Source organism: bacterium SCSIO 12844, from assembly GCA_024397935.1.
Classification (GTDB): domain Bacteria; phylum Pseudomonadota; class Gammaproteobacteria; order Francisellales; family Francisellaceae; genus M0027.
Window position 1 is genome coordinate 246781 of sequence record CP073743.1, and the last position, 20528, is coordinate 267308.

The 20528-nt window shown below is 33.8% G+C and carries 18 protein-coding genes, 1 tRNA gene and 1 riboswitch; of the genes, 3 read left to right on the forward strand and 16 right to left on the reverse strand.

Going from position 1 to position 20528, the window contains the following annotated elements; genetic code table 11:
• Positions 1-201: 201 nt before the first annotated feature.
• Both KFE69_01150 and KFE69_01155 read right to left on the reverse strand, forming a co-directional pair.
• Positions 202-1005, reverse strand: a complete 804-nt coding sequence (locus KFE69_01150; protein UTW42784.1) for a 7-carboxy-7-deazaguanine synthase QueE — start codon at positions 1003-1005, stop codon at positions 202-204.
• Positions 1002-1478, reverse strand: a complete 477-nt coding sequence (locus tag KFE69_01155; protein ID UTW42785.1) for a 6-carboxytetrahydropterin synthase — start codon at positions 1476-1478, stop codon at positions 1002-1004. Before KFE69_01155 ends, KFE69_01150 begins: the two co-directional genes overlap by 4 nt.
• A gap of 142 nt (positions 1479-1620) precedes the next feature.
• Here KFE69_01155 and KFE69_01160 point away from each other — a divergent pair, with 142 nt between their 5' ends.
• A complete protein-coding gene (locus KFE69_01160) occupies positions 1621-2409 on the forward strand; it encodes a 7-cyano-7-deazaguanine synthase (GenBank protein UTW42786.1) in 789 nt (262 codons plus the stop codon).
• Between the two features lie 32 nt (positions 2410-2441).
• Here the strand turns inward: KFE69_01160 and KFE69_01165 are convergent, their stop codons facing one another.
• The 10 genes from KFE69_01165 to yegQ all read right to left on the reverse strand — a co-directional run bounded on the left by KFE69_01165 (position 2442) and on the right by yegQ (position 14274).
• Positions 2442-3989 carry a hypothetical protein gene (locus KFE69_01165; GenBank protein ID UTW42787.1) on the reverse strand — a complete coding sequence of 516 codons (1548 nt, stop codon included), beginning with the start codon at positions 3987-3989 and terminating at the stop codon, positions 2442-2444.
• A gap of 197 nt (positions 3990-4186) precedes the next feature.
• The gene (locus tag KFE69_01170) at positions 4187-5026 is read right to left on the reverse strand and encodes a hypothetical protein (protein UTW42788.1); all 840 of its coding nucleotides are present in this window, start codon (positions 5024-5026) and stop codon (positions 4187-4189) included.
• A gap of 187 nt (positions 5027-5213) precedes the next feature.
• A complete protein-coding gene (locus KFE69_01175) occupies positions 5214-6614 on the reverse strand; it encodes an aldehyde dehydrogenase family protein (GenBank protein ID UTW42789.1) in 1401 nt (466 codons plus the stop codon).
• A complete protein-coding gene (locus KFE69_01180; protein ID UTW42790.1) occupies positions 6611-8257 on the reverse strand; it encodes an acetolactate synthase large subunit in 1647 nt (548 codons plus the stop codon). The genes KFE69_01175 and KFE69_01180 overlap by 4 nt, the downstream gene beginning before the upstream one ends.
• Before the next feature lie 108 nt (positions 8258-8365).
• Positions 8366-8442: transfer RNA gene (locus tag KFE69_01185), tRNA-Ile, on the reverse strand.
• 64 nt (positions 8443-8506) lie between these two features.
• Complete coding sequence (locus KFE69_01190; protein UTW42791.1) at positions 8507-9232, reverse strand: CDP-alcohol phosphatidyltransferase family protein; 726 nt, start codon at positions 9230-9232, stop codon at positions 8507-8509.
• A gap of 11 nt (positions 9233-9243) precedes the next feature.
• Positions 9244-10092, reverse strand: a complete 849-nt coding sequence (gene dsbG, locus KFE69_01195; protein UTW42792.1) for a thiol:disulfide interchange protein DsbG — start codon at positions 10090-10092, stop codon at positions 9244-9246.
• A 119-nt stretch (positions 10093-10211) separates the two neighbouring features.
• Entirely contained in the window at positions 10212-11660 is a 1449-nt protein-coding gene (locus tag KFE69_01200; protein ID UTW42793.1) for a MetQ/NlpA family lipoprotein, read from the reverse strand.
• Positions 11638-12684, reverse strand: coding sequence for an ATP-binding cassette domain-containing protein (locus tag KFE69_01205; protein ID UTW42794.1), 1047 nt, complete (start codon positions 12682-12684; stop codon positions 11638-11640). Before KFE69_01205 ends, KFE69_01200 begins: the two co-directional genes overlap by 23 nt.
• Before the next feature lie 68 nt (positions 12685-12752).
• Positions 12753-12827: riboswitch (SAM riboswitch) on the reverse strand.
• A 67-nt stretch (positions 12828-12894) separates the two neighbouring features.
• On the reverse strand, positions 12895-14274 hold the full coding sequence (gene yegQ, locus KFE69_01210) for a tRNA 5-hydroxyuridine modification protein YegQ (GenBank protein ID UTW42795.1): 1380 nt from the start codon (positions 14272-14274) through the stop codon (positions 12895-12897).
• Positions 14275-14485: 211 nt separating this feature from the next.
• Between yegQ and KFE69_01215 the strand changes: the two genes are divergently transcribed.
• Complete coding sequence (locus KFE69_01215) at positions 14486-15436, forward strand: hypothetical protein (GenBank protein ID UTW42796.1); 951 nt, start codon at positions 14486-14488, stop codon at positions 15434-15436.
• A gap of 13 nt (positions 15437-15449) precedes the next feature.
• Here KFE69_01215 and plsY read toward each other — a convergent pair whose 3' ends face one another.
• On the reverse strand, positions 15450-16037 hold the full coding sequence (gene plsY, locus KFE69_01220; GenBank protein UTW42797.1) for a glycerol-3-phosphate 1-O-acyltransferase PlsY: 588 nt from the start codon (positions 16035-16037) through the stop codon (positions 15450-15452).
• 134 nt (positions 16038-16171) lie between these two features.
• Between plsY and KFE69_01225 the strand changes: the two genes are divergently transcribed.
• On the forward strand, positions 16172-16795 hold the full coding sequence (locus KFE69_01225) for an NAAT family transporter (protein ID UTW42798.1): 624 nt from the start codon (positions 16172-16174) through the stop codon (positions 16793-16795).
• Positions 16796-16811: 16 nt separating this feature from the next.
• Here KFE69_01225 and KFE69_01230 read toward each other — a convergent pair whose 3' ends face one another.
• The 3 genes from KFE69_01230 to KFE69_01240 all read right to left on the reverse strand — a co-directional run bounded on the left by KFE69_01230 (position 16812) and on the right by KFE69_01240 (position 20449).
• The gene (locus KFE69_01230) at positions 16812-17462 is read right to left on the reverse strand and encodes a dTMP kinase (GenBank protein ID UTW42799.1); all 651 of its coding nucleotides are present in this window, start codon (positions 17460-17462) and stop codon (positions 16812-16814) included.
• Positions 17463-17606: 144 nt separating this feature from the next.
• Positions 17607-18809: a cytochrome d ubiquinol oxidase subunit II gene (cydB, locus tag KFE69_01235; GenBank protein UTW42800.1), complete on the reverse strand. Its 1203-nt coding sequence runs from the start codon at positions 18807-18809 to the stop codon at positions 17607-17609.
• 14 nt (positions 18810-18823) lie between these two features.
• On the reverse strand, positions 18824-20449 hold the full coding sequence (locus tag KFE69_01240; protein ID UTW42801.1) for a cytochrome ubiquinol oxidase subunit I: 1626 nt from the start codon (positions 20447-20449) through the stop codon (positions 18824-18826).
• Between the last annotated feature and the right edge of the window lie 79 nt (positions 20450-20528).

Genomic DNA, 20528 nt, shown 5'->3' on the forward strand with positions numbered 1-20528 from the left:
CCAATGATGTAATTTGTAATCAAATCATTGAGTTATGTGCGCTTTATGCTTTAAAAGTCATGGTAACTCCCAGTTAAATCTATCAAATTTAGTGCTTATTAGTCTGTGTGTCACTAATAAGGTGGAAACAAGCTATCAATAAAAAAGATAATTGTAAATATATTTTTGCATAAAAAGCGAGTTATTTGTCTTAAGCTTATTTTATACATAACGTTTATCATCAAAAGCAATAATATGATCACGTCCAGTAAATGAAAAACCATATTTTAGACAAGTTTCCATTGTTTTTGGATATGATTTGATCAATATTTCCCGACTTTGGCCATGTGGCATTAAAAAAACCTTATGATTCGGTATATCAAATTGTTGGCAAAATTGAAGAATTTCATTTAAGGTTTGTTCACCACCATCAAATACAGGCTTAATTTGATAATCACAATGATAGCTAAGCATTTGTCTAATGGCTTGATCATTAAGTCGATACTTATTATGTTGATCGATCATTTTTTGTGTAACAGCATGGCCTTTAGGTGTTATTTGATTAAGTTTTGGGATGCTATTAGAAAACTTAGGACTAAGGCTAATTAAAGCCAAGGGATAAGGTGTTTTAACAAAGTGAGAGCCTTCGGTTTCTAAGGTAATTTTAAGGTTCTGTTGATAGGCAATAATACTTAATGCACACAATAATTTTGGATGCATCGTAGGTGAGCCACCGGTTAACATGATTTCTTTAATTTGTGGATATTGTTTTATGGTATTTAAGATATCATTAAAACTCAATTGACCCTTTTCAGCATGAATACTTGAATACCAGCTATCACACCAACTATCACCTTGAAAGTAACAACGATGCGTACAACCTGTAGTACGAATTGCAATCGATGGCATACCACGACGCGAGCCTTCACCTTGGAGGCAGGGGTAAATTTCTATAATGGGTAGTATTTGATTAAAATCATCGATATATGATTCAATGTTTGTTGAATGCTCTAATAACTGGCTCATTTAATTGTACAAGATCCCATATTGTTTTGATTTTCCCAAACTTCGACTTCAGTTAAGTTAACTCGGTTATTACTAAATGCTTGAATCAGTGGCTGTAGCGTATCAAGAATAAATTCAGCCACTTTTTCTGTTGAATAATGTTTCATGGTCCGTAACTGAATTAAGTCTTTTTCTGCTAAAAGTTTAAAGGTATCAAACTCAGGATCATCTTCAGCAATTATTACAGTATGATCAAACATATAATCAAACCAAGCTTTAACGGTCTTATCATCAATTAAGTACTCTTTATTTTTAAGCCAGCCAAAATCCCATACCCAGTGGTGTTGATCTAAAGTTTTAGCCTCAAAATATAGAATAAAAATTAAATCATAACCATGTAGATATCGGCAATGTGAATGACTTGCATTCCATTGGCGAAAACAAGTTGAATAACCACTTAAGCGTTTTGATGTGCGATAAGTTTTCTGTTGCATTTAAATAAACTTAAGATAAGTATTAATATTTCATTTGCGTGTTAGCATAAAAAAAAGACTACCTTTTGTACAGCTTTTCTGTATGATATGGGCAAATTTAAATCATTAAATAAAAAAATCAATTTATTTAAGGACTAAAATAATGAGCTTTGCAGTATTATCCTTATCAGGTGGGATGGATTCATCGTCACTTCTAATGCATTTACTAGCGCATAATTATCAGGTAACTGCTATTTCATTTGATTATGGACAAAAGCATCAAGTAGAGATCGAAAAAGCACAAGATTTGTGCCAATTTTTAATCAAAAAAGGTTATGCTGTAAAACACCAAGTGATTCATCTTGATGGTTTAAGTCAGTTACTTGATTCTACTTTAGTATCAGGTGGCAAAGAAGTCCCAGAAGGGCATTATCATGAAAGTAATATGAAATTAACGGTTGTACCTAATCGCAATAAAATTTTTTCATCAATTATTCAAGCAGTAGCCTTATCAATTGCTCAAGTAAATGATACAACTTGTGATATTGCAATGGGCATTCATTCGGGTGATCATGTAATTTATCCGGATTGCCGTGAAGCTTTCAGAGAGCTGGACTATCAAGCTTTTTTATCAGGCAATTATAATGCTGAGTGTGTGAAATTTTATACACCTTATATTGATGCAGATAAGCATTTTATTTTAAAAGATTTAGAAAATAGCTGTCAAAAGCTAGAACTAGATTTTAATGAAATTATAAAAAGGACCATCACATCATATAAACCCATTTTAATTGATGGTAAGTATTATAGTGATTATAAATCGGCCTCATCAGTCGAGAGAATAGAGGCATTTATTCAATTAAATAAAAAAGACCCAATTGACTATGCTGATGAAACAGGGCCAGTAAGTTGGGAAATCGTTAAAAGCCATGTAGAAGCAGTATTGATGTAACAAAGCTAATTTATTAATTAACTTGAAAGATTTTATTGCATAGAAAATGATTTTTTTTCTTCTTCAGGCCCTTCATGGTTTAAAAATATAAAGCTAATATCCTCTTCATAATCCTCAAGAATTTCAATAGCATCCTTCTCTCTAAGTTGTTGTTTAGTTGCTTTAAGTTGTTGATTTAGTTCAAGCATTCGATTTCCTATAAATTTAATAATATCACGGGCCTTAGTATGATATTGTTCTGGAAATTGATCTAGAATCGAATCCATCTGCTTTGATAGCTTAAGAACTTTATTTTTATTAAATAGTTTAGGTAGTGTTATACATAATTGCCTAAAATCATCAATATTTTGTGAATTACTTAGTGTAAGCGCAAACGTTTTTGCTGCTAATTTTGATGTGGTTGCTGCTTCTTGACCTGTTAATTTTTCTCTTGTTTGATGACCAAACTGTAATAACCTAGAATTAGCAGTTAATGGACTAAATCGTAAATTAGATAAAAGCTCTTTAAGTAATATAAAGGTATTTTTTGGGTCGAACCCATTAGCAATGATCTCTGCTAATGGTTTTAGTGGGTACATCTGAGCGAGGTCTTCTTGACTGTTTTGATTCCATTGACTAATCAAGTAATCATGGTCAATCTTAGCATAAGACTTAATAAGAGTATCTTGCTGCCTATCATAGATAGAGGCAGCTCCATAGTTATTAATATGTGCATCATTTTCAACAAGCAAATACATAAAAATTAAAAGTGGTATTAAATTAGAGTAAGTTTCACTTTGAGGGTCAATTTGAGCATATGGTTTAAAATCTTTCAGACCTTTAGAAGATATGCCAATAACGTGATTATCTAAATCTAAAACGAGAGCTGAAGAAGAAGCTTTTGCGCCAATAAAATATTGCCAGAATTTACAATAGACTATTTCTGCTAAATAACATTCTATTTCATAGTCTTTTTCTTCTTGATTTAATTGTTCATCAAGTAGTTTGACAAAGTAAATATCATCATTGTATCTATAACGTTCAACTGCATGAGCGGATTTAACCATTGCACTACCAACTAACTCTAAGTCTTGATAATAAACATATGTATTTTCATTTTCTATTTGTTCAAAAGGGCTAAGGGGGGCCATTGGAAGATCACTCATATTATCAAAATCAAATGCATTTTTCCTTTTTGGTTTATAATATTCATTGAGAGTTTTACTAATAATGGGTTTTAGTGAAGTTGGTGATGTTTTACCTTTTTGAAGCTCTTTTAAGATAATAAGTGATTTATCATAATTTGTTTTACAGTGATTAATTCTACTACCCAGTGGGTTTGAGAAAACATGATTTTCATTAGACTTGAGAGTAGAAAGAATAATATCTTGAAATTTAAAATTATCAAGACTTAATTCAAATGTGCTTGATTTAGTATAAAGCTCAATTAATTGTTCAAGCTCATTGTCATTATCTTTTAATAAATCGACTAAATCTTGTAATAGGATAGCTCTTTTATAACCATTATCCTTTTGTAGTTGATTTTTTTCTGAGATGTAAGCAGATAGTGTTCCTGTAATAACTTCGTACAATGATGCCATATCTATACTCCTTATAAAGCATTTATTATTGATTGAAAAACATAATCATTTGGCATAGTAGAAAGTGATGTTTAGAAAAGATATAGATAAACATCTATGCAACCCAGTTGATTATATTAAATTTAATATATAGATTAGCTATTCTTGAAAATAGCTAATTTTATAAGGTAGAAATAGTAAGATCTTTTATGATAGTATTAATGCTTTATGGTTAAGCGTTCTGAAATATGAATGCTTTCACTAAATAAATTATTTTCTAAAACAAATGGATGATCTTTAAGAAAATTAGCCAGCTCTCGTTTTGAAGGAATATCAAATTTATCTTTAAGAATATTTAAATAATAAATAATTGTAGGCTCAGAGACGTTTAATTTGATTGCCATTTCTTGAATTGATTCGCCTAAAAGCGCCATATGGGCAACCTTTCTTTGTTGCTTTGGCAGTTTAGGCAAGCGTTTTTCAAATAGCTCATTATGGAATTCAATAACATCACGCTCAGTATAGGTAGGAGTGTTTGAATAAGTGGGCGTGATGTCATTTAAATCAACAAATAATTTATCTAATTTCTTTAGATAAATATCAAACTGTGAACAAATATACTTAACAGATACGCGTAAAATACCATGGATAGCTGGTAAGTCTGTATATAGTAAGCGTTTTTTATTTTGATTGATTTTTTCTTTAAAGTAGAAAATAATTTTTTTATCTTGGTAATCAATAATACAGAAGAAATGGTTAGAGCGACTGCTTCTAAGTTTTTCTGCATAGTCTTTTTCAAAGTTTGTGCCATAGAGTGCGTTTGCTGAATAAATACCGCGACAGATTGCATCATAAGGCAACCGTGCGTCACCTTGATAGAAAAAATCAGAGGTAAAAAAAGATTCTGCTGTTTTTAAGTTTTGCCAAATTTGTGTACTTAACTCATGATAACGAAGATTAATTTGAAATAATTCAAGATTATATTTTTCAAGCTTTTGATTCATTTTAGTGATGATCTTAGCATAGTGTTGTGTTGGTTTTAATAAGGCATCTAGCATAGCAACCTACTTTTATTTAATAATAAAGTTTAATTATCATGTTTTTATATTAAAATGTCTGGTTATTGAAGGTTAACTTAAATTTAATTTTTAGTCAACTAATAAAATAAATTTTATAGATAAATTATTAATATATATAATTATTTTCATTTAATAAATTTGTATTGATGGAAATCAATAATAGGGATTAAATATTTTTAATAACAGCCATCTTTATTTGAACCATATCATGCATTGTATAACCAATACCGCCGATACCATAGCCTGAATGGCGTCTACCAGCAAAGGGCATCCAATCTACTCTAAATGCAGTATGGTCATTAACCATAATCGCTGTGGCATCGAGTAAAGAAATACAATCATTTGCCATTTGCAAGGATTCGGTATAAACAGCAGCCTGGAAGGCAACATCGAGGCTATTAGCACTGTCAATGGCTTGGTGGACATCTTGATAAGTATAAAGACAGATAACTGGTCCAAATACTTCAGAAGTAGAAACTTTCGCATTATTAGCTGGATTTAATAAGATTGTTGGCTCATAAACGCTACTAGAGCGTTTTTTACCGCCAATTAAGCATTTAGCACTAGCATCAATTGCTTCATTTACCCATTGCTCAACACGATCAACTTCTTTAGTTTGAATCAGTGGTCCAACTTCAGTTTTAGCATTACTTGGGTCTCCAACGACTAAATTACTAACCGATTGTGTTAGTTTTTCAGCAACAGAATCTATCATATTCTGATGAACATAGACGCGCTGTGTCGAAACACAGACTTGGCCTGCATGATAAAAACCACCTTTTGTTATAGACGGAATAACCTCATCGAGATTAACATTTTCATCTACAATTGCTGGTGCTACACCGCCATGCTCAAGGGCACAGCGTACCCCTGGTGCTAATTTACTTTTTAGCCACCAACCAACTTTAGCTGAACCAATAAAACTAAAAAAGCCAATCTTGTCGCTGGTAACAAGCATCTCTGCTGTTTGGTTATCACAAATACAGGCTTGTGCCCAGTCAGGGTTAAGGCCTGCTTGATGTACCAGCTCAATAAAACGCAAACAGTTTAATGGTGTTGAAGATGCAGGTTTAATAATGACAGGGCAACCAACTGCTATTGCTGGAACAACCTGATGTATAATTAAGTTTAATGGGTGATTAAATGCACTAACAGCAATAACAACTCCAATTGGTTCATAAGTATAATGGGCATTTCGATTAATCGATGCTTGAGTATGCCCCATTGGGACTTCTTTACCAGAAGTTATATGTGCTAATTCTTTAACTGCAAGATAAATACCATCGATTGCACGGGCAACTTCTACTTTTGCATCCATTAGTGGCTTGCCACCTTCTTTAGCTATTAATAAAGCAAAGTCATCTTTTTCTGCTTCGACTAATTTACCTAACTTTTGTAGTATTTCAATTCGTTGGTAGGGTTCAAGCCATTGGCTACGATCTTTAAATCCACTATAAGCACAGTTTAACATCTCACTAGCTTGAGCTTGTGTGTGCATAGGAATTGTTTTAATCAGTGAGCCATCATAAGGTGAAGTGACATCAATTGTCTTATTCGTATCATTCATAGTATACAAACCTTTTCTTTTAATTCATCAATCAATACCTTGGTATTTTCGGAATAATCAACTTTTAAGTCGATTAAGTGAATACCACCTTGGTTAAAACAATTATTTATTAATGGCACAAATTCTTCGCTACTTTTTACTTCATGGCCATTAATACCATAAGCTTTAGCATAAGTGATAAAATCAGGGTTATTAAATGTTAATCCATAATCTGGATAATTCATACCATATTGTTTCCAACGGATCATACCATAAGAGCTGTCATTTAAAATTAGGACGACTAAATTTAAGTTAAGGCGTGCGGCAGTTTCTAACTCTTGGCTATTCATCATAAAACCACCATCGCCACAAATTGCCATTACTTTTTTATTTGGATAAGCTCTTGCAACTTCCATGGCAGATGGTAGGCCAGCACCCATCGTTGCTAAGGCATTATCAAGTAGAATGGTATTTGGTTGTGATGCTAAGTAATTTCTTGCAAACCAGACTTTGTAAACGCCATTATCAAGAGCAATCACGCCATCATCTGGCATTACTCGTCTTACATCATTAACAAGCCTTTGTGGCTTCATTGGAAAACTTTTATCTTGTGCATATTCATAAATATGTTGATCAAGCTCTTTTTTAATGCGTGCAAAGTAACCATGATCATGTGGTATAGTGCCTAATTTTTCTTTTAGTCGATTCATTGTTGAGATAATATCACCAACAATCTCTAATTGAGGAAAATAGACATTATCAACCATCGCAGTATTATAATTAATATGGATGACTTGTTTACCGCCATGCTCCATAAAAAATGGTGGCTTTTCAACTACATCATGGCCAACATTAATGATCAAATCAGCTCGGTCAATTGCACAATGAATATAATCATCATTTGAAAGTGCTGCAGTACCAATAAACTGATCTAAATGCTCATTAACACAGCCTTTACCCATTTGTGTATTGAAAAAATAAATACCGGTTGATTTAACAAATTCACAGACACTTGTTCTAACATCTTTACGATTTGCTCCAGCACCAATTAAAAGTAATGGGTGTTTAGCCTTGTGAATCATTTCATAAGCTTTATCAATTGCTTTTTCTTTAGCAATAGGGAATTTAACGTAAGATTTTTCAAAGATAGGGGTTGTATGTTCATCAGCAACTTCTGCTGCGATATCTTCTGGAAGTTCTAAGTGAACGGCACCTGGGCGTTCTTCTTCTGCTTGGCGGAAGGCTTCTCGAACCATACTAGGTATCATATTGATATTTGCAATTTGTTTGGCATATTTAGTTAATGGTTTCATCATGCTAACAATATCAACGATTTGGAATTGACCCTGTTTACTATGCTTAATTGGTTTTTGACCGGTAATCATTAATAATGGAAAGCCACCTAATTGTGCGTAAGCTGCCCCTGTGACAAGATTCGTTGCACCTGGGCCTAAGGTTGCTAAACAAACACCACATTTACCGGTTAATCTACCATAAGTTGCTGCCATAAATGCAGCGCCTTGTTCATGGCGAGTTAAGATTAATTCAATCGATGATTTTCTTAACGATTCAAGTAAATCTAAGTTTTCCTCTCCTGGAACACCATAAATACGTTCCACACCTTCATTTTCAAGTGCCTTAATAAATAAATCAGCCGCATTCATATTTCTTATATCCTTATCATTATAATAAGAACTACTATAAAAAGACTTATGCTAGGTTGCAAGGGGAGTATAGTTTGCTCTCACTGAAGATAGCTTGATATAAGATATTGGTGGGCCCAGTAGGACTTGAACCTACGACCAACGGATTATGAGTCCGCTGCTCTAACCAACTGAGCTATGGGCCCTTAAAGACTTTTCAAGTGTATCGAATCTAGTATAATTTTCAAGTATTAAATTCGCTTAATTTAACTAAAGCTTTAATGGTTTTAAGGTTCGATAAACACTCACAGCAAAGTATAACAAAATATAGCCAATACAAATGCCATTTAAAATAAGCTGTTGTTTCGGGTAAGTAACTAATAATAGTATTGTTGCAATACCCCAAATAATTGTTGCTATAAACATTAATGTTACAAGGTATTTATTTTTACTTAAATGCGTCATCCTTGATGGATAAATATATTTAATCGGAATAAAACTAAATATGGTTAATATTACGATAATAAATACATTAGTGATTGGATGTAATTGCCAATAGAACAAATAGAAAATTACAATATTCCAATAGCTTGGAAAGCCCTTAAAGAAGTGATCATCAGTTTTCGCATCAACTTGGGTAAATTGATAACATGCCGCCATTATAATCATAACCATACAAGGGATTTTCCAATAGTGTGGAACAGAGCCATTGGTTTGTGCAATCATAATAAAATAAGCTGGTACAACAGCATAGTTAAGAAAATCAATGATATTATCTAACAGTGCACCATCGATTTTTGCAAGCGCTTTAATATCAACCATACGTGCTAAAGAGCCATCAACGGCATCAACAATAATACTAATAGCGATATATAAAAAAGCTAATTCATATTGATGTTTTGAAATAGCAAATAAAGTCAGTACGCCTAGAACAGCACCTAGTGATGTAAAAACATGAATTAAATAAGCATATAGCTTTTGTAGGCGGTATTTCATTATTTACTTGTTTACTGCCATGAGTTAGATACATTAGTTAACATTTGTTTAAATTGTGCGCTATTAACATAGCCAGGTGTGTAGCTATAAGCACCTGTATCCGTTTTATAAATTAAAACAGGCGTTACATTAAAACCATTACTTAATGCATATTGATTATTTGCTTTGACTTGATCAAAGAATTTTTGATTAGTAGTCGTTTGTTTTAATGCTGTAGCACCACCTGATTCCATTTGCATATTGAAGTTTAACTCATCTTCTTGTAGTGCTTTTGTTTGATCTTTGCTAGCTAATATAGAAGCTGACTTAGCAGCACTATCTTGTTTGATAAACCCAACTGGAATCCAGCGAATTTGTAATGTGCCATCTTGAGTTAACTTAGCTTGATTTAGATCTTTATATAATAAGTGGCAATAAGCACAGTTTGGATCAAAGATAATATACATTTTGTGCTTGGCTTTATCACTTCCTTCAGTGATATAGTTAGTTTTTGAAGCTGATTTAAAAGCAGCTTGTGCTGTTGGTGCAACTACATATTTTTGATTATACTCTTCAGAGATATTTTTACCTTCAGGTGTAATAATGGTTCCTAAAATTAAATTACCATTTTTATCGGAAAAAAGAATTTGTTTTTGGCCACCTGTTTTTGGCTCGATAACATAGCCTTTGTAACCATCGATTGCATTAAAGCTTTGACTGACCTTTGCTTGGTTTTGCGTTAATTTTTGAATCAATGCAATTGTTTTACTATCAGTAGTCGTTGCTTTTGTACTACTAGTCGCTGCATCAGCAGCAAAGCCAATATTGCCCATTGCTAACATAAAAGCAACTGATAAAAATGAAATTTTCTTAAAAGACATTATAGGTTCTCCTAATTATCAAACTAAGTCTTGCCAAGTGTAACACATATTTTAGTATAAAATGTAGTTTACTTAAGCTTGACCCAGATTGAAACCATTATTTTTTAGATAATTATTATTTACCAGGCAGGAATTGCAGCATCATGTGGAAATGCTTTATTTGCAGCTTTGATAACTGCTTGAGAGTGCATGATTTTAATTAATGTTTTATAGATTGGGTTATTTTTATCAGCATTACGGATAGCGATAACATTTGCAAATGGCGAGCTTTTTGGTTCAACAAATAATGCATCTTTAATTGTTAAATGTGCTAAAGAGACAAAATCATTATTAATCGCTGCTAGATCAACTTGATTTAATACTCTTGGAATTTGAGCGGCATCGAGTGTTTTAATATTTAGTTGATATGGGTTATCTATAATGTCATTTAATGTCGCTTGCCAATTAACATTTGCTTTTAATTTAATTAAACCTGCATCTGCTAATAGCATTAATGCGCGGCCTTGATTAGTTGGGTCATTTGGAATAACAACGCTTGCACCGATTGGTATGTCGTGGATGGATTTAAGTTTTGTTGAATATAAGCCCATAGGGAAGATAAAAGTTTTTGCAATCCAATGAATTTTATAGCCATGGTTTTTAATCTCAGCATTTAAAAATGGGATATGTTGGAATGCATTAGCATCAATATCTCCTGAAGCAAGTGCGCGATTCGGTAAGTTATAATCATCAAATGCAATAGGTTTAAGGTTAATATGGTATTTATCTTTAGCAACAACCTCAGCTGCTTGCATAACTTGTGCCATAGGACCTGATGAATAGCCTATTTTAAGTACTGTTTCATGCTTAGGTATTAAACTATAGGTAATCTGACTGATACAACCAACAGCTAAAATAAAGGTTAAAAGCCATAGTTTTGTTAAAGATTTACTTCTAGCTAAGTAGTCTCCAAATGATTGTGTAAGTTGAACAATAACAATTAAAATAATGACAGTTTCAAGCATGACAGTTAAGTTAAAGCGTTGATAACCATATTGTATAGCCAAGGTGCCAAGACCACCACCACCAACGGCACCAGCCATTGCTGAATAACTGATTAATGAGATAACCGTTAACGTAGCACCAGAAATCAATTGCGTTTTTGCTTCTGGTAGTAGCACTTTTGTAATGATTTGCCAACGTGTTGAACCCATTGATTCAGCAGCTTCAATTAACCCTCTATCGACTTTGAAAATTGCAGTTTCAGCTATGCGTGCATAAAACGGAATAGCTGCAATTGTCAGTGAGACAATCGATGCATTTGTACCAATTGATGTGCCGATAATAAAAACCGTAATAGGGATTAATAAAATCATTAAAATGATATAAGGTACAGAGCGTGTTGCATTAACAATTACACCCAAAGTCATATTAAATAAACGCGCTTTTAAGGTTTTACTTTTTGCAGATAAAAAAAGTAAAATACCCAGTGCCAATCCAATAACGATTGATAATAATGATGAAATAAACACCATATATATGGTTTGCCAAGTAGATAAGATTACCTCAGAAAGCATCAGCTTTTGCATAGCCTAAAACCTCAATTTTTATTTGTTGTTGCTTGATGTATTCAAGTGCCTTATTGATATTGTTTTTCTCGCCAAGTAATTGGCAAATACTAATGCCAATGGTTTGATTTTGTACTGGTGCAATATTTGCCTGAATTAAATTAGCAATAACATCAAAGCGTTTTGTTAATGTTGCAATAATTGGTTCTGATGCACTGTGGCCAAGAAAAGTTAACTTTAAAACAGGTGTTAGTGTTTCATCATCTGTATGCGTTAATTTATGCCGTAAATCATCAGGCAATGATAATTTCATAGTGTTTTCAGTCAGTACTTTAGCAATAGTTGTTTGTGGATTAATAAATACATCGATGACATTACCAGTTTCTGCGATAATGCCTTGATCGATAATTGCAACTTGATTACAGATATCTCTGACGACTTCCATTTCATGAGTAATTAGAACAATGGTAATATTTAATTCAGCATTAATTTTTTTTAATAACTTTAATATTTGACGTGTGGTTTCAGGGTCTAAAGCTGACGTTGCTTCATCACAAAGTAAAATATCAGGTTCAGATGCTAATGCGCGTGCGATGGCAACACGCTGCTTTTGGCCACCAGATAATTGTTCAGGGTAGTAATGCGTTTGATTTTCTAGGCCAACTAACTTAATAAGCTCTGTTACACGTTGGTGAATTTTATTTTTATGTTTATGCGCAATCTCAAGTGGGTAGGCAATATTTTTATAAACATCTCTTGAGGAGAATAGATTAAAATGTTGAAAGATCATACCAATTCGATGACGTAGTTGGCGTAAGTCGCTGTTGTTAAGATTGGTAATTTCCAAATTATTAATCTTAATATGGCCAGAAGTAGGCTTTTCAAGTAAATTCAGCGTACGAATTAAAGTACTTTTGCCCGCGCCACTTTTACCAATAATACCAAAAATATCGCCTTTTTGAATCGATAGATTGATACCTTTTAATGCGGTCTCAGTTAAGAGCTTACTCGTATAAGTTTTTGTCAGATTCATGATTTCAATCATCTAAAGTCCCCTTTTATGGGCTATTATTATTTAAAGTATTTAAAATCGACTAAAGATGTTATAGAGAATTGATGAAATACTCGCTTTAGCCGAATTTATATAGCGCCCGCAAGCTGATCGCTCAAATCAGCGCTAATAACTACGCTATCAGTGATTGTAGTTCACGTCAACGTTTAAAATAATAAAAATAGATCAAATATTGGATTAAATTTATACAGGCGTATGAATTTGAACACTTTGGGCTGTGTTATTCTCTAATGGTTCTTCATTAAAATGACGAACTAATAGTGCATAAGAGACATCACGTTCGCTTAATACTTCGTCTAAATGAATATAAGCAGTATAGCCACTACCTTTCGCCGTTTGCATTGTTTCGCCATATTGATCTTGCATATTATCTAGTGTGATCATACGACTACCTGACGGTAACATTAATTCAATACGATCTCCAATACTAAAACGATTGCGAACATTCACTTCAATTTTACCATTGTGGCGATCATAGTCAGTTACCTCACCAACAAACTGTTGTGATTTACTTTTTGATGATGAATTTTCATATTTTTGATATTCATCATGGACATGGCGTCTGAAGAAGCCCTCTGTATAGCCACGATTTGCTAAGCCTTCTAATGTATCCATTAAAGCCATATCAAATGGGCGGTTATTTACCGCATCATCAATTGCTTTACGATAAAGTTGTGCTGTTCTTGCTGCGTAGAAGAAGCTTTTAGTACGTCCTTCAATTTTAAAACATTCAACACCCGCTTTAGTTAAAGATTCAATATGATGAATGGCACGTAAATCTTTTGAGTTCATGATATAAGTACCATGCTCATCTTCAAACATAGGTGATAGTTTGCCTGGGTCTTTATCACTTTCTAAAAGTACAATTTTTCTTGAAGGTTCACCTATACCAAGGGTTGGTTGACTGATTGCTTCAACATTACCCCATTCATCTTCTTTTGCTTCTGTGACATGATAGCTATTACGACAAGCGTTATTGCAAACGCCTTGATTTGGATCTCTATGTTTAATATAACCTGATAATAAGCAGCGTCCAGAGTAAGCCATACATAATGAGCCATGTACAAAGACTTCTAATTCTACATCTGGGCAGTGTGTTTTAATCTCTTCAATTTCTTTTAGTGATAATTCGCGTGATAAAATAACACGTTTAATACCAAGTGTCTTATGCCAAAATTTTACTGCTTGGTAATTGACAGTATTCATTTGAACAGATAAATGGATTTCTTGATCAGGGTAAGCGTCTCTTACCATCATCATCATACCTGGATCAGACATAATTAAAGCATCAGGTTTAAGTTCTAATACCGGCGCTAAGTCATTTAAATAGGTTTTAATTTTAGCATTATGTGGTGCGATATTATTGGCTAATAAAAAACGTTTACCTAAGCTATGTGCTTCATCAATGCCTTCTTTTAGTTTTTCTAAGGTAGAAAACTCATTGTTTCTTGCACGTAGGCTATAGCGTGGTTGGCCTGCATAAACAGCATCAGCGCCATAGGCAAAAGCAAAGCGCATGGATTGTAATGAGCCTGCAGGTGATAGTAGTTCAGGAGATGTCATTGTATTTAGTGCCTCTTGATTTGAAATTTTAAAATTGGCTTATATTTGATCAATAAAGATCATTTGGTTGCTGATTGTATCTAAAAAGTATGCAATTTGCCAATAATTAATCATTTAAAATCCCTTTTTATCTATGAATACTTCGATTAAAATGAGTGGTAAGTAATCAATTGATAGTTGTAGATGAATGATGTTTTTTAGCAAATTTAAAATGATATTACTAAATACGTTTTGTATCATCATATTGGTAAGTAACTTTGCCTATGCAAATGCTTCCAAAGCTAATCAAACTGATGACTTAAGTAGTAACCAAGAAGTTAATGCAGTGATAAAAAAAATTGATGTTCTACAAAAAGAATTAGATCAGATCAATGCTAAAATTAATCAACTATCCCCACAAGATAAACAACAAGTACAACAACCTAAAAAAACGCTAACACCGCAAGAGATGCAAGCTCAATCAAGTTCAATTTTTATCCCTGGCGGAGCACCGCGGCCAATTGCAAATCAATCACATCTTAATCAGCCTAAGGCACCAACGCCTAATAAAGATGCACCTAAAGATCAAAAAGATGCAGCAGATGCAAAATCTAATACAACAAATGATAATTCAACTGGTAGTAGTTATTCAAACAGCAATACCAATGATTATAATAACGCAAATAATTATTCAACACCGTTTCCATCGACAGCAAATAGGCAAGTTACTCTATCATTAAATGACTATACTTCTGACACGCCTACTTATACTTATGATAGTAGTACATCTTCTGTTACATTTACATTTGTGAATGATATAACGCTGACTTTAAATTTTAATAATTTTTCTGTATTTAATTTAAAAATTTGTAATAGTAGCTTTGAAAACTGTCAAACAGTGACTGATAATCCATCAACAAATGAGTACCAACTATCAATGAGTCAGTTAAATGCAGTTAATTCAAACCTAGGTGCAACACAGGCATCGCTTTCAGGTGGTACTTTCTTTGTGCCAACTTTCTATATTCAATATACTGCAACCTCAGGCTCATCTACACTCTTAACGGGTAGTTTTTCATTCCCAACAAGTTCAAGTGATATCTCTTGTAGTAGCACATCTAGTACAGTGTCTTGCCAACTACTAGATAGTACCCAAGTCAGTTTTTCAAGTTCAAGTAGTTAATGTAAGGTAAAATTTATTTTGCTTTTTGACCAATTTTACTTTCACTACCTTTAAGCAAACGTTTAATATTACCGTGGTGTTTTAAAAGGATAATAATAGCAATGATTGAAAACACAACCATTGGCTTAAAACCATAGAGGAAAAACACAATAAATGGCACTTCAATTGTAGCAATTAACGCTGCTAAAGAAGAGTAACGACTAATAAGTGCAATAATTAACCAGGTAATCACAAAACAAATACCGATAACCCATGAAAAAGCGAACGTAACACCTATAAAAGTTGCAACACCTTTGCCGCCTTTAAACTTAAAAAATACAGGCCAGATATGTCCAATAATGCTTAAAAGACCAATTAGGCTTATTTCGAAGAAAGTTAGTTGCAAATACTTTGCAATAATAACTGGTATCAAACCCTTAAGCACATCACCTAGCAAGGTTAAAGCAGCAGGTAATTTACCACCTAATCTTAATACATTGGTTGCGCCAGGGTTGCCTGAGCCAATGGTTCTAGGAGAAGGTAGACGAAATAGCATGCAAATTAAGATAGCCATATTGATTGAGCCTAATAGATAGGCAATAATAGCCATTAAATAGATCATATCGTTAGTTAATGCCCAAATTGATTAATCGTTTAGGCATTCTATAATTAACTGGCTTAATTGATCAAGCATATTTAGTTAGGCTCATAATAATGTTGTAGTATAAGTATGCTTTTATAAAAAGGAGATAAAGTGTGTATTTGAGTTTTTTTGTATCGATGATTGTAATTATGAACCCAATTGGTAATGCTGCAATTTATATTGGCTTAATTTCAGATAGAGATAAAAAGGAACAGGCCTTAACAGCTAAAATTTGTGCAATTGCTGTTTTTATCATTTTACTTGTTTCATTTTGGGCTGGCTGGCCAGTATTAAAGTTTTTTGGAATTGGTGTGGGTTCATTAAAAGTCGCCGGTGGTCTAATTGTTTTAAGAATTGCTTTATCAATGCTTAAAGGAAGCTCTCATACCCATGATCATGATACTGAAGAAGGACAACAAAAATGTGTTAAAAAGGCATCTGTAGCTGTTGTACCAATGGCAATTCCAATTATTGCAGGACCTGGAGCAATCTCTGTTATGATTGCTAATGCGCATCAGTTTCAAGGCCTAGAGTCAGGCGTTATTATAAGTTTACTAAGTTTATTATTAGCTGTAATTATTTGGTTTGTATTAGTCATTGCACCATGGCTTGGACGTCTACTAGGTGAGCAAGGTATGCAAATTATCTCAAGAGTTATGGGATTAATTCTAGCAGCAATTTCAATTGAGATGTTACAAAGCGGAATATTATTACTATTTCCAGCGTTTTCATATTAAAGTTATATTTGAGTAATTATGATGTAGCATTTATATAATTTTCAATGGTTAAAATAATATCATTTTGAACTTCACTAATTGATTTAGAAGCATCAATTGTGACAGCACTAGGATCATTTTCAACTAATTGATGAAAAATAGCTCGAGATCGTTCAAAGAAATCATATTTTTCTTGCTCAATACGATCAGTTTCTCTTGACTGAATACGACTAAAACCAATCTCAGGTGCTAAATCAAGAAAAATAGTTAATCCAGGCTTAAAATTGCCTAATAAGGCATGATGGATTTGTTGAACACGTTGAAGCCCAAGTGATCTGCCACCACCTTGATAAGCAAAGCTTGAGTAAAAAAAACGATCACAAATAACCCACTGGTTATTGTTTAAAGCAGGAATAATGAGCTCTTTGACATGCTGCATTCTCGATGCATACATTAAAAGTAGTTCTGCTTCATTTGTTAAACTTTCAGTTTTAAAATCAGTGATTAATAATTCTCTAATTTTCTCAGCGATAAAAGTACCGCCAGGTTCACGAGTCAGTTGAATTATTTCATTTGGCTTATGATGCCTAAACCAAGACTCAATTGTAGTCATGGCACTTGATTTGCCCGCACCTTCAAGGCCTTCAAGGACGATAAATTTATTTGTTTGACAGTCTATAATTGGCATAAAACTTAACTATTTGATCCTTTGTTGTTTGTATTAAGCTCATCACGTCTATCAATCAGTTGACCAGCCCAAATACCTGCACTGACAGCAAAAATAGCAGTGATTGCCCAAAAAATATAAAACATAAATTATTCCTCTTTCAAACTAATAGAAAACATGCTTATTTGCTTCAACTTCTTCAGTAGTAATTTTGCGATTATTTGGCCACATTTTTCGATAGACAAAACGTGTATACGTAAAAATAACTGGAATCATAATCACGGCAACAACTAAAATACCAATGAGAGATATTTTAGAACTGGTTGCGTTCCAAATAACCAGCGATTGGTTAGGTTCCAATGATGAAGGCATAATAAATGGAAAAACACTTAATGCTAAAGTTAATACAGTGCCTAAGACGGTAAGCATACTCATGATAAACATCTCTTTGGCAGCATCTTTATTTAGATAATATAAAATACCTAATGCACCTAATAAAGCAAGTGCAGGTGCCAAAACCATCCATGGGTGTGTTGTATAGTTAAGATACCAGCCACCATCTGTGATGCTTACAACGCTACCATGAATTGGATGGTAAATGCCATCTGATAAGTATTTTAAATCAGCATTAGGACTCCAGTGATAGCCAGGTAGGAATATTAACCAAATGCTAATTACGATAAATAAAAGTATAAAAAGTACTGTGGATATTTTGACAATCATCTTAAAACGATTGTATAAGTGCTTAGTCGTTCTAAGCGCGATGTAGCAAGCACCATGCATGATTGATAAAACAACGCTAAAAATTGCCATTAAAATTGCAAAAGGAGAAAAAAGCTTAAGTAGTGATAATAAAGCAGGCTCCATAATGAATTGGTTAGCATGAGTGCCATAATAAAAACGTAAAGTCTCTGGATTAAAAGCAAAAGGGAAGCCTAAAAAGATATTACCAACGGCAATGCCTAAAGCAAAAATAGTAACAAAGCTACCTAAAGCAAGCATCCAGTCCCAGAAGTAGCGCACCTTTTTGGTTAAAAATTTAGAGCGGTACTCAAAGGCAACAGGTCTTAAAAATAAGGCCCAGAGTATTAATAAGACAGCGAGATATAATCCTGAGAATGAAGCGGCATAGACTCTTGGCCAGACAGCAAATAATAATCCACCAAAAGCCACAAGCCAAACTTGATTACCATCCCAAGTTGGTGCCATAACATTAATAATTGCTCGACGTTCATTATCTGACTTACCAGTAAATGGCACTAGAATGCCACCACCTAAATCAAAGCCAGCAGTTGCAAGAAATGCATATAAACTAATACCAACAGCGAGCCAACCAAGAAGTTGTAATATGCTAAGTAAGTCGATCATTGATTACGCCTCCTTTAAGCTTTTAAATTTTGTTGTTGTTTTTCGAAATGATAACGTCCACTGTGTATGGCACTTGGACCAAGGCGTGCAAATTTAAACATTAAAAATATCTCAACAGCAAATAAAACACTATCAAAGAGTAAAAATAAAATCATCGTTGTAAATACATCTGCTGTATTAAGTGTTGATGAGCTAATGCTTGTTGGTAGCATATAATACACAGTCCAAGGCTGTCTGCCGTGTTCTGTGACAAACCAGCCAGCAATTGCAGCAATCCATGGTGCTGGAATCATATAGAGCATAAAGCGAAGTACCCATCGATGCTGCCACAGTGAATTTCTTGCAAGTAGGAAAATGCCGATCACAAACATCAATAACATTAAAAGCCCTAAACCAACCATGATTCTAAAGCCCCAATAAATACTAAATGAATTAGGTACGCTATCGCGGGTTGCTTTTTCCAAAATGCTTGGGTTGTGCGCGATGGCCTGTTCTAGTGATTCACCTTGACCAACATAAGGTAGTAAAATCATGCCAAAGCCTAAATCACTTTGATATCGTTTAAAGGTATTTAAAGCCTCTGTATTAGACTGATCTTTACGGAATTTCATTAAGGCATCATAAGCTTTTGCACCTTGGATAATTCGCTCTTGATAAGATGGTTGTTCAATGCCATCAGCATTTTTATAACCATCATACATAATTGCCTTTAAGCCATAAATTGGTGTATCTAATGAGTGAGTAACTAAAGGGCCTAGTAAATAAGGAACTTGAATTTCAAATAGGTTTTCTTGCCTTTCTTGATTTGGCCAGGCAACTAAATTAAAGTTTGCAGGTACCTTTTGGGTGGTCCATTCACCTTCAATTGCGGCAAGCTTTGCAGGTTGTTCACGATAAACAGCCAGCCCATTTTGATCACCCATCACAAGTAACATAATCGTAACAACAAGCCCAAAGCCTAAGCCAACGGCAATTGAACGTTTTGCAAATGCAATGTCACGGCCATGTAAAAGGTAAAAAGCACTAATACCAACGACAAATACAGCAGCTGTTGCATAGCCGGCTAATATCGTATGAATAAAGCCAATCTGTGCAGTAGTACTTGTTAAAATTTCTAATAAATTTGTTGTCTCCATGCGCATAGTTAATGGATTAAATAAAGCGCCGATTGGATGTTGCATAAAGCCATTGGCAATTAAAATCATCAATGCAGATAATGTTGAGCCAATTGCCAAGCAAAATGTAGCTGTCAGGTGTTGTTTTTTTGTTAGCTTATCCCAGCCAAAAAAGAAAATACCGATAAACGTTGATTCCAGCATAAAAGCAACTAAGCCTTCAATTGCAAGTGGTGTTCCAAAAGCATCACCAACAAACTGAGAGTAATAAGCCCAGTTTGTACCAAACTCAAATTCCATCGTTAAGCCGGTTAAAACACCTAAGGCAAAATTAATACCTAATAGTTTTCCCCAGAATTTAACCATATCTTTATAGACTTGCTTGCCAGTTTTGACATACAAGCATTCCATGGTGAATAAAATCCAGGTCAATCCCAATGTTAATGGAACAAAGAGAAAGTGAAATGAAGCCGTTAGGCCAAATTGCCAGCGGGCAAAGTCAACAGATAATAATTGCGGCAGCATAATATATCTTCCTGTTGTTTGTCTTTAATATCTTTAATATGAAAGACTTTTGATATCATACTTACGTGCTCATTATACG